Origin of the sequence: Yoonia sp. (assembly GCF_030731595.1) — a bacterium.
Lineage (GTDB): Bacteria > Pseudomonadota > Alphaproteobacteria > Rhodobacterales > Rhodobacteraceae > Yoonia.
In genome coordinates, this window is the sequence record NZ_JANQTS010000091.1 from 30,792 (window position 1) to 40,202 (window position 9,411).

Annotated in this window: 11 protein-coding genes and 1 other RNA gene; 4 read left to right on the top strand and 8 right to left on the bottom strand. The window is 58.1% G+C overall.

The window, feature by feature from the left end; translation table 11 throughout:
- Positions 1–268 precede the first annotated feature (268 nt).
- Positions 269–496 carry a sulfurtransferase TusA family protein gene (locus NWQ23_RS10740; RefSeq protein WP_306166359.1) on the bottom strand — a complete coding sequence of 76 codons (228 nt, stop codon included), beginning with the start codon at positions 494–496 and terminating at the stop codon, positions 269–271.
- Positions 497–601: 105 nt separating this feature from the next.
- Here NWQ23_RS10740 and NWQ23_RS10745 point away from each other — a divergent pair, with 105 nt between their 5' ends.
- The 4 genes from NWQ23_RS10745 (at position 602) to NWQ23_RS10760 (ending at position 4,535) form a co-directional block, all read left to right on the top strand.
- Positions 602–1,357 (top strand): cytochrome c biogenesis CcdA family protein, encoded by a 756-nt coding sequence (locus tag NWQ23_RS10745; protein ID WP_306166349.1) that lies wholly within the window; start codon positions 602–604, stop codon positions 1,355–1,357.
- Between the two features lie 59 nt (positions 1,358–1,416).
- Positions 1,417–2,691 (top strand): hypothetical protein, encoded by a 1,275-nt coding sequence (locus NWQ23_RS10750; RefSeq protein WP_306166350.1) that lies wholly within the window; start codon positions 1,417–1,419, stop codon positions 2,689–2,691.
- A gap of 59 nt (positions 2,692–2,750) precedes the next feature.
- Positions 2,751–4,052, top strand: a complete 1,302-nt coding sequence (locus NWQ23_RS10755) for a cytochrome P450 (RefSeq protein WP_306166360.1) — start codon at positions 2,751–2,753, stop codon at positions 4,050–4,052.
- 186 nt (positions 4,053–4,238) lie between these two features.
- Positions 4,239–4,535: a hypothetical protein gene (locus NWQ23_RS10760; protein ID WP_306166351.1), complete on the top strand. Its 297-nt coding sequence runs from the start codon at positions 4,239–4,241 to the stop codon at positions 4,533–4,535.
- On the opposite strand, the gene NWQ23_RS10765 is transcribed toward NWQ23_RS10760, so the two are convergent.
- The 7 genes from NWQ23_RS10765 to ssrA form a co-directional block, all read right to left on the bottom strand.
- A complete protein-coding gene (locus NWQ23_RS10765) occupies positions 4,520–4,753 on the bottom strand; it encodes a ribbon-helix-helix domain-containing protein (protein WP_306166352.1) in 234 nt (77 codons plus the stop codon). The genes NWQ23_RS10760 and NWQ23_RS10765 overlap by 16 nt on opposite strands.
- A complete protein-coding gene (locus NWQ23_RS10770) occupies positions 4,753–4,929 on the bottom strand; it encodes a DUF4169 family protein (RefSeq protein WP_306166353.1) in 177 nt (58 codons plus the stop codon). The genes NWQ23_RS10765 and NWQ23_RS10770 overlap by 1 nt, the downstream gene beginning before the upstream one ends.
- Complete coding sequence (gene fumC, locus NWQ23_RS10775) at positions 4,926–6,317, bottom strand: class II fumarate hydratase (RefSeq protein ID WP_306166354.1); 1,392 nt, start codon at positions 6,315–6,317, stop codon at positions 4,926–4,928. The genes NWQ23_RS10770 and fumC overlap by 4 nt, the downstream gene beginning before the upstream one ends.
- Before the next feature lie 100 nt (positions 6,318–6,417).
- A complete protein-coding gene (locus NWQ23_RS10780; RefSeq protein WP_306166355.1) occupies positions 6,418–6,900 on the bottom strand; it encodes an SspB family protein in 483 nt (160 codons plus the stop codon).
- A 65-nt stretch (positions 6,901–6,965) separates the two neighbouring features.
- The gene (gene chrA, locus NWQ23_RS10785) at positions 6,966–8,219 is read right to left on the bottom strand and encodes a chromate efflux transporter (protein WP_306166356.1); all 1,254 of its coding nucleotides are present in this window, start codon (positions 8,217–8,219) and stop codon (positions 6,966–6,968) included.
- Between the two features lie 111 nt (positions 8,220–8,330).
- Positions 8,331–8,987, bottom strand: coding sequence for a DUF1194 domain-containing protein (locus NWQ23_RS10790; protein ID WP_306166357.1), 657 nt, complete (start codon positions 8,985–8,987; stop codon positions 8,331–8,333).
- 113 nt (positions 8,988–9,100) lie between these two features.
- Positions 9,101–9,411: a transfer-messenger RNA gene (gene ssrA / locus NWQ23_RS10795) on the bottom strand; the annotation flags it as partial.

Below are 9,411 nucleotides of genomic sequence, written 5' to 3' on the forward strand. Positions count from 1 at the left end.
GCCGAGCCTGTGGCCGACGCACCGGCGGCCCCAGAGCCGACACCGGCGCCCGAAGCCGCAGCAGAACCGGAAGCGACCCAGCCAAGGCGCAAGGGATGGTGGTCGCTCAACCGCTAAAGGTGTGATGCGAGACCCATTAGCAAAGATCACATGACAGCGTGACGCCGCCCTATGGGGCGGCGTCTTGCGTTTGGCGTGGCACACTGTGGCGCGACAGTTTTCATTGGCCGCTCAGGTGACCAATTACCAGCGGTCTGTACCGGATCAATCAACCCTTGCGGATGAAATAGATCTGCCCGTCAGGCGTGTCCTCGGTGCCGATCAGCTCATGCCCTGCCTCGGTACAGAAATGCGGCACGTCGATCACAGCCGCGGGGTCATCTGCGGCGACCCGCAAGACCTGACCAGTGCGAAGCGCCTGCAAACGCTTGCGCGCCTTCAGAACGGGCAGGGGACACAGCAGTCCTTTTGCATCAAGCTCGGCATCATGGGTCATATGTTCGAAGTAGGCGCGATGTTTCAACTTGTCCACCAACTTGTGAGAACTTGCCGCGTGACCTCTGCGGCGGGCTCGCTTAGACAGGGTGCGAAGGATAGGTAAATGCTCGAAACTGCTCTTATTTTTGATGCGGCATTGTTGCCGGCGATGGCCGTGGCTTTGCTTGCGGGTATCCTGTCGTTTCTAAGCCCCTGTGTCTTGCCGGTTGTCCCACCCTACCTGGCCTATATGGGCGGCGTTTCGGTAAGCGAGATGGAACAGACGTCCCATGCGCGCAAGCGCGTGTTCATGTCTGCGGTCTTTTTCGTGCTGGGGCTATCCACGGTCTTTTTGCTGCTTGGCATGGCCTTTTCGACCATGGGCCGGATGATGCTGCAATTGCAGGATTGGCTGATTTTTGTGGCTGGCGCCATGATCATGATCCTTGGAGCGCATTTTGTTGGTGTTTTCAGACTGGGGTTTCTTGACCGCGAATTGCGGGTCGATGCAGGTGACAAAGGAGGATCAGCCTTTGGCGCATACCTTCTGGGTCTGGCCTTTGCCTTTGGCTGGACACCCTGCCTTGGGCCGATCCTTGGCGCGATCCTCAGCCTTGCCGCCTCCGAGGCGGATGTATCGCGGGGCACCGTCCTTTTGGCGGTCTATGCCTTGGGTCTGGGTATCCCGTTCTTGCTGGTTGCCGCGTTCTTTCCCCGCCTCAAGGGTGTCATGGGATGGATGAAGCGGCATATGGACCGGATCGAAAAGACCTCTGGCCTGCTGCTCTGGACTGTAGGTCTGATGATGATGACGGGACAATTTGCAGCTTTCAGCTATTGGCTGCTTGAGCGGTTTCCTGCGCTTGCCTTGGTGGGCTAGGCGCTTTCCTTTGAACTCAGATGGTCTAACCTGACCGCAGGTAATGGCATGAGGCATGGATGAGCGAGCAAAGCAGGCAGGTGCGCCAGCGGCGGGTGTTTCACATCCCCGGTTACGACCCGATCCATCCGCGCCGTTACCGCGAGCTTTACCGCAAGGAGGCGGCCGAGCAGGCCCGCATCAGCGGCTATGAGATCGCAGTGAAAGCCGAGACATCGCAAGACAGCTTTCGGTGGTCTATCGCGGCACGGATCGACGGGCAGGCGGTGCAGTCCCAGATTGACGTGCTGATCTGGTCGGACATTGTCCGCGCAAGCATGTCCCAATCCATTCCGGCGACCTATTGGCAACTGGTCCATACGGCTTGGGTTTTCATCAGCACGGGGACGCTGCGGCGTCTGATGTGGCTGCGCAAAGGACCAGTAATCGCCGCCCTTTATCCGGTCTTGATGCTTCTGGCCCAGCTTTTTGCAGCCTTGGCCCTTGGTGCCTTTGTGGGCGGGGTGGCAGAACGCCTGATGATGGGTGCCCTGGCCTTTATCGGGTTCACCGAGGGGATGATTTTCACGGGTGTCGGTTGGATCGCATGGGCCATCTATTGGGCGTTGCTCATCGCCATCTTGGTCGTGGGGTTGCGCTGGTTCAAATCCATCGATCACAAGCTTTACGCCTATTATCTGATGCATGACTATGCCTTTACGGCGCGGTTGCGCGGAGAAAACCCGCCTCAACTCGAAGATCGTATGGCTGTTTTCGGTCATATCATCGCGCGTGCGCTGCAAGAGGATGCTGACGAGGTCCTGATCGTCGGACATTCTTCGGGCGCGCATCTGGCCGTGTCAGTGATCGCTGATTTGATCCGGGCAGGGCAGGTCCGTGCCGATGGCCCCAAGCTCGCGTTTCTGTCGCTGGGGCAGGTTGTGCCAATGGCGTCGTTCCTGCCGCGCGCGCGGCGTTTGCGGCGCGATCTGGCGTTTCTGGCGACACAGGACGACCTGACGTGGATTGATGTTTCGGCACCGGGGGACGGGTGCTGTTTTGCCTTGTGTGATCCGGTCGCGGTCACAGGTGTAACGCCTCCGCGTAAACGCTGGCCTTTGGTCATTTCAGCGGCCTTTACCCAAAGCCTTTCACCGGCGCGCTGGAAGGCGCTGCGCTGGCGGTTCTTCCGTGTGCATTTTCAGTATCTTTGCGCCTTTGATGCGCCCAAAGACTATGACTATTTCCAGATCACGGCGGGGCCGGTTCTGCTTGCTGATCGGTATGCTGGTCGTAAACCTTCGGGATCGCGGATTGATGTTGCCGCATCCAAATATACCGATCTTCTGCCGTGAATGTGAGACTGCCACCAAAACCCGCAGCGCGGCCCGAGAATGTCTCGCTCTGGCGCTATATGCGGCTGTTTCGCGCGGATATCCTGTCGGCCCAGCCTGCGAAACTCTATCGCGCGTGGATGGCGGAATTCCGGACGCCGTTTTTTCGCAGCTATCTTGTCAATGACCCTGCCTTGGTCAAGCAGGTCCTGAATGTGCGACCTGATGATTTTCCCAAGTCAGACAGGATCGGCGCGGGGTTGCGGCCTTTGTTGGGTAACAGTGTCTTTCTGACCAATGGGGCAGAATGGAAACGGCAACGTCGGATCATTGACCCGGCGTTTGAAGGCGGGCGGTTGCGCGATACGTTTCCGGGGATACTGGGCGCTGCCCAAGCAGGTGTGGTGCGCATGGGGCAAAGGGCGGATGGCACCCCGCAGGAGATCGAAGCGATCACCAGTCACATTGCGGCTGACGTGATTTTTCGGACGCTGTTTTCGATCCCCATCGAGGATAAGATCGCCCAAGAGGTCTTTCATGCGTTTCGCGCCTATCAGCGTACACAGCCCATCCTTAATCTGGCCGCTTTCGTGCGCGGACCTGCATGGATGCCGCGGTTTTTCCGGTCAGAGACCCGCAAGACGGCCAGAACGATCCGCAAGCTGATTGCGCAACTGACACAAGACAGGCTTGCGCTGATTGCAGCGGGACAGGCCCCCGATGATCTGGCCACGAAAATACTGACGACGAAAGACCCCGAAACGGGCCAGACCTTCACCCTGGAAGAGATGGTGGATCAGGTCGCCATCTTTTTTCTCGCAGGGCATGAAACGAGCGCATCGGCGCTGGCGTGGGCGCTGTACCTGTTGGCGCTGCATCCTGAATGGCAAAACAAGCTGGCAGAAGAGGCCAGCCAGTTCACGGGCGCATTCAGCGACCTGTCACAGCTCAAACACACACGCGATGTGTTTCGCGAGACGCTCCGGCTTTATCCGCCCGTCCCGATGATGGTGCGCGAGACGGTGCAGCCTGAAGTCTTCAGGGGGCGTCCGGTCAAGACCGGCGCGCAGGTTGTGCTTTCGCCGTGGCACCTGCATCGACACACACGCCTATGGGACAACCCCGATGCATTCGATCCGGCCCGCTGGGACACACAGAATGGCAAGACCTGCGCCCGCGATGCCTATATGCCGTTTTCGGCAGGGCCGCGCATGTGTTCCGGCGCCGGCTTTGCCCTGATCGAAGGGGTTGTTCTGCTTGCACTTGTCGTCAAAAACTTTGAGCTTTCCTGCGTCGCGGAACGTGATCCGGTGCCTTTGGCGCATTTGACGGTGCGGGCAAAGGACGGAATTTGGCTCCGAATCAAGGCAAGAACGCCATAATTGGTTTCCATTTTGACTACAGATTAGGCAATATGGTCGGGAATGGGGGTGTTCTGGAAACTGGAAGGTTGCCCCTTTGTACAGGAACTTTCGCTGGTTTCTTTAAAATATGTTTTATAATCAGGGGTATAACGGAAAAATTCGCAAAAATGTGAATTTCAAACGCATTGCGAGCGTGCCGCGTTTATGCCAAAACTATGGCAGATCATTTCACATTCATCCTTAGGTTTCGGAAATCGCATGACTATTTCGCTGCCAGGTCGACCAAAGAAAGGCCTTTCAGGGCTTTTGGGACGTAAGAAAGAAAAAGATGTCATCAAGCCGGCTGCACAAAAGCAGTTGGGGCCGCAACAACTCGCCAAGCTATTTGATAAAGAAGCCCGTGCGTTAAAGGCTGTGAAGCCTGCAAAGCTGAACGCGACAGAGCAGAAAGACCGTGCGCAACTGTCGACCCTGCGCGGTGCGCTTTATTCTGACGACTGATCCCGCGCGAGCGCCCGTTCCAACACATAAATCCGGATCGCCGACGCAAGGCCCAAATCACCGCGCGCCATGTCCAGCTCTGCTGCCAACCCGTTGATTGTGCGGCCATCTTCATCGGCATAGCGGCGGAAAGCATCCCAGAATATATCTTCCAATGATACGCTGGTGCGGTGTCCGCGCAATGTCAGGGACCGTTTGACCGGGCGGCGATGTGCCATCACTCGTCGTCGAACTTCAGTTGTGACAGACGGTCGCTGGCCTGTTTGGCCTGCGCCGCCTCAAGCACCTTTTGTGCCTTGGTCCGGCCAAAACGAACCGCGTTTTCGTCCGCTTTGGCCTTGGTCTCGGCCCGTGTCCGGGCCTTGCGCGCGTGATTCAGGTTGATGGGCTTCATTTGGGGCCAATCATATCCTCGGGACGCACGACCTTGTCAAAGGTGGCTGCGTCCACAAAACCCAGTTTGATCGCCTCTTCCTTGAGGGTGGTGCCATTCTTATGGGCTGTCTTGGCCACTGTCGTGGCATTGTCATACCCGATGGTCGGGGCAAGGGCGGTGACCAGCATCAGCGATTCCCGCATCAGTTTTTCGATCCGCGTGCGGTCCGCCTGAATGCCAACGACGCAATTGTCGGTGAAAGTGACCGAAGCATCGCCCAAAAGCTGCATGGATTGCAGCACGTTATAGGCCATCATCGGCTTCATCACGTTCAGTTCAAAGTGCCCCTGCGATCCGGCAAAGCCAACTGCGGCATCATTGCCCAGGACATGGGCGCAGACCTGTGTCAGCGCTTCGACCTGTGTCGGGTTCACCTTGCCGGGCATGATCGACGATCCGGGCTCGTTTTCGGGCAGCATCAGCTCGCCCAGGCCGCAGCGCGGGCCAGAGCCCAGCATCCGGATATCGGCGGCGATCTTGTAAAGGCTCACAGCCACAGTTTTCAAAGCACCCGACATCTCGACCAGCGCATCATGTGCGGCGAGCGCTTCGAATTTGTTGGGCGCGGTCACAAAAGGCAGACCGGTGATTTCGGCCATATGCGCCGCGACAGTTTCACCCCAGCCAACCGGAGAGTTCAGGCCCGTGCCGACGGCCGTGCCGCCTTGGGCCAGTTCATAGATCGCGGGCAGGGCCGCTTTGACGCGGCGGATGCCCATGGCAACCTGATGGGTATAGCCCGAAAATTCCTGTCCCAAGGTCAGGGGGGTGGCGTCCATTGTATGGGTGCGCCCGATCTTGATGATGTCATCGAATTCGCGCGTCTTTTGTTCAAGCGCTGCGTGCAGCTTGGCCAGACCGGGCAGCAGCACATCATGAGCGGTCGTTGCCACGGCGATATGCATCGCGGTGGGGAAGGTGTCATTCGATGACTGGCCCATGTTGCAATGGTCATTGGGGTGTACGGGGTCTTTGGACCCGATTGTGCCACCCAGCATTTCGATCGCACGGTTCGAGATGACCTCGTTGGCGTTCATGTTCGACTGCGTGCCAGAGCCTGTCTGCCAGACAACCAGAGGGAAATGATCATCCAGCTTGCCCGCGACCACTTCGGCCGCCGCAGCAATGATCGCATCCGCCAGCTTCGGGTCCAGTTTGCCACGGTCCTTGTTGGCAATGGCGCAGGCTTGCTTGATCACGCCAAGGCCGCGGACAATGGCCACAGGCTGCTTTTCCCAGCCAATCGGGAAATTCATGATCGAGCGTTGCGTCTGTGCGCCCCAATAGCGGTCAGCAGGGACCTCCAATGGGCCAAAGCTGTCGGTTTCAGTACGTGTGTCGGTCATGGTGTTCCCCTTGGCGCAGTTCTGACACGACCTATAGGCAGCGCAAAGCATGATCGCAATATTGCTTTGCCCATCGCCCTCAGGAAATCAGGGTGCGGGGCTACTTGCGAAACTTGTCAAGGCTGACGACTTCGGCCTGTCGGGGGCCGCCGCTGTTTTCGTCTTCGGGCTCGACCATTTCGTCCATCGGTGCTTCGGCGATTTCGGCCGCCGGTGTCACGCCGTCTTCGTCCTGCGTTTCGAACCGCAAACCAAATTCGACCGTGGGGTCGATGAAAGTCTTGATCGCATCGTAGGGAATATAAAGTGTCTCTGGATTGTCACCAAAGTTCAGGGTGATCGTGAACCCTTCGTTGGTGACGTCCAGATTGGCAAACCAGTGCTGGATCACGACCGTCATTTCGCCGGGATAGCGATCAGACAGCCAGTCTGCGATTTCCACATCAGGATGCATCGTATCAAAGGTGACAAAGAAATGGTGCTGCCCGGGAAGTCCGTCTTTCTGGACGGCGGTCAAGACCTCCTGAATCAGACCACGCATCGCGCGATGCATCAGATTTCCGTAGTCAATCGTGCTTTTCACGGCCGGTCACTCCTCGGTACACATCTTCAGCATACGGGATTCGGGCCAAGTGAAAAGGGGGCAGGTCAGATCATGGCGGTGATACCTGTCGCAAGCAGGCTCAGGGCTGCGCAAATGGGCAGAACCAGCGCCAGCGACCAGTGCCGCCAGAGCAAAAGAAAGGCTGCAATCGCGGCGAGAGAAAGGGCAAGCGGCTGGAGCGTGCTCAGGTCAGGCCGGATTGTTCTGAGCAGACCGGTCTGCACGCTATCGACGCTTCCAAAGAAGACATGCAGCGCGAACCACAGGGACAGGTTGGCAATCACACCGACAACGGCAGCAGTAATGGCTGCAAGGGCCGCGCGCAGGCGCGGGCGGCCATCGAGCCAGTCGATCAGGGGTGCACCCGCAAAAATCCAGATGAAGCACGGCACAAAAGTCACCCAAAGGGCCAATCCGCCAGCCAAAAGCGCCATAGCCGCCCCACCTTCGGCCATGCCCGCGATCATGGCAACGAACTGTGTGACAAGGATCAGCGGCCCGGGCGTCGTCTCTGCCAATCCCAAAGCATCCATCATTTGCGCGGTGCTCAGCCAAGCATAAGACACCACGACCTCTTGCGTCATATAGGCAAGCACGGCGTAGGCACCACCGAAAGTGACGACCGCGAGCGTTGAAAAGAACAGTCCGATATCCATCAAGAACGCGTTGTCAGCCACGGCGATGGCGGCAATCGGCGCAGCCCAGATCAGGCCGCCAATCACCGCAATCACAAGGCTTTGGCGCAAACTGCCCGCAGGGATATCCGGGTGATCGGTCTGCGGTGCCGGGTCCAACGCCCCGGCGATGCCCGCCGCAAGGATGACCACCGGAAAAGGCACCGCAAAGAAGAACAAGGCGACAAAAGCCGCGCAAGCGATGACAAGATGGCGGGGACCGGTCAAAGCGCGCCTTGCGATCTTGATCAAGGCCTCGATCACGATGATGACCACGGTCGCCTTGACCCCCAGAAAGAGCGCTTGCACCACAGGCAGGTTGCCATAGGCACCATAAAGCAGCGCCAGCCCCATAATCACAATCGCCCCCGGCAACACAAAAAGCCCGCCACCGATCAGCCCGCCCAAGATGCCTTGGCGTTTCCAGCCTGCATAGGTGGCCAACTGCATCGCTTCAGGGCCGGGCAGGAGCATGCAAAACGAGAGCGCCCGCAGAAACTCTGCCTCGCTCAGCCAAGCGCGCTTTTCGACCAGTTCCTTGTGCATCAGCGCGATCTGGGCCGCCGGGCCGCCGAAGGACAGCAGACCGATCCGCCCGAAAACCCTGATCAGATCCGATGTCATGTGAAGTGTTCCTTTGCACGCCAAACTCACACGGGCGGCTGTCCTCCCGCGTTTCCTTTTGTGCTTGGGCATCGGGTATGGATGCAACGCATTTGTGACAAGATCACAAGCCTAACCAAAAACCCGGCTGATCTCTCGCAGGATCTTGGCGCGGATCGTGTCGGGATATTCGCGGTGCGTGCGTGCTGTCATGACAAAGCCGTTGCGGGTAATCACGGCGTTTCGGAAAAAGCTGGTGATCGCAGAGCCCATCGATTCAATCGCGATGCCATTGATGGTCACGCCCGCAGTTTCGGCAGCATTGCGGGCGGCGCGCACATCGGCCCCGCTGTTGGGTGTGCCGTCACCAGAGATATCAATCACACGGCGCGCGCACTGGGGAACCTGATCAAACAGACCCAGCGAGAAATAGATCGCTTCGGCGGGGGCGGTGTCAGACAGGACAAAGGCCCGCTCCATCAGGCGTGCCTGCTGCGACAGCCGTTCCACATCCAAAGCTGTGCGGATTGGCGTCCAAGGGATCGAGACGGTCTGTTTGTCGACGCCGGACCATTGCACAACAGCAAGCGTGCTTGCCCCTGCAACCAGGATCCGGATGATCTCGGGGTCTTGCAGCGCGTCGGCAAGCCCGTCTGTCTGCACGCGATATTCGGCGGAATCGATGGAATTGGACACATCGATGGTCAGGATCAGCGCTGTCTCACAAGCCTGCACGGCAACAGGCATGATCGAGAAGCAAAATGCAAATGCAGCGCGCGACAGTGTCATCAGACCATCGTGCGCAGGGCAGAGGTCTTATGCAAGTCACAACAAAGCAAGCGCGACAAGAACGCGGTTCATCCGGTCATATCGGGCACAACATGAGCAACACAAAGGGAGAAGGTGCAGGTTTCTGTTGCCAGGTACCTGCGGACCCCGCCTATGGTCGCAAAACCATAGGACTTAAGGTTTCGATATTACGGACTGCTTACGCAGCCAGTGCCATCGGTGCTTTGTTGTCATTTGCAACTAGCTTTTTTGTACCGATAACGGTGGTAACTCACCGAGCCAAAGCAAACCCCTTTAAACGTTCGTCGATCCTATTTCGTCCCCATTGCTGCCAAATGAGCAGAGTTTGGTGGAGACGCCGGGTACCGCCCCCGGGTCCGATCCGCGTATTACGAGCGCGTTTATGTCCATAGTCCCGAAGGAC

Bases quoted from the DNA above. Each gene is read 5' to 3' on its own strand.
- NWQ23_RS10740 (WP_306166359.1), bottom strand. From the start codon at position 496: ATGACCCATGATGCCGAGCTTGATGCAAAAGGACTGCTGTGTCCCCTG.
- NWQ23_RS10745 (WP_306166349.1), top strand. From the start codon at position 602: ATGCTCGAAACTGCTCTTATTTTTGATGCGGCATTGTTGCCGGCGATG.
- NWQ23_RS10750 (WP_306166350.1), top strand. From the start codon at position 1,417: ATGAGCGAGCAAAGCAGGCAGGTGCGCCAGCGGCGGGTGTTTCACATC.
- NWQ23_RS10755 (WP_306166360.1), top strand. From the start codon at position 2,751: ATGCGGCTGTTTCGCGCGGATATCCTGTCGGCCCAGCCTGCGAAACTC.
- NWQ23_RS10760 (WP_306166351.1), top strand. From the start codon at position 4,239: ATGCCAAAACTATGGCAGATCATTTCACATTCATCCTTAGGTTTCGGA.
- NWQ23_RS10765 (WP_306166352.1), bottom strand. From the start codon at position 4,753: ATGGCACATCGCCGCCCGGTCAAACGGTCCCTGACATTGCGCGGACAC.
- NWQ23_RS10770 (WP_306166353.1), bottom strand. From the start codon at position 4,929: ATGAAGCCCATCAACCTGAATCACGCGCGCAAGGCCCGGACACGGGCC.
- fumC (WP_306166354.1), bottom strand. From the start codon at position 6,317: ATGACCGACACACGTACTGAAACCGACAGCTTTGGCCCATTGGAGGTC.
- chrA (WP_306166356.1), bottom strand. From the start codon at position 8,219: ATGACATCGGATCTGATCAGGGTTTTCGGGCGGATCGGTCTGCTGTCC.
- NWQ23_RS10790 (WP_306166357.1), bottom strand. From the start codon at position 8,987: ATGACACTGTCGCGCGCTGCATTTGCATTTTGCTTCTCGATCATGCCT.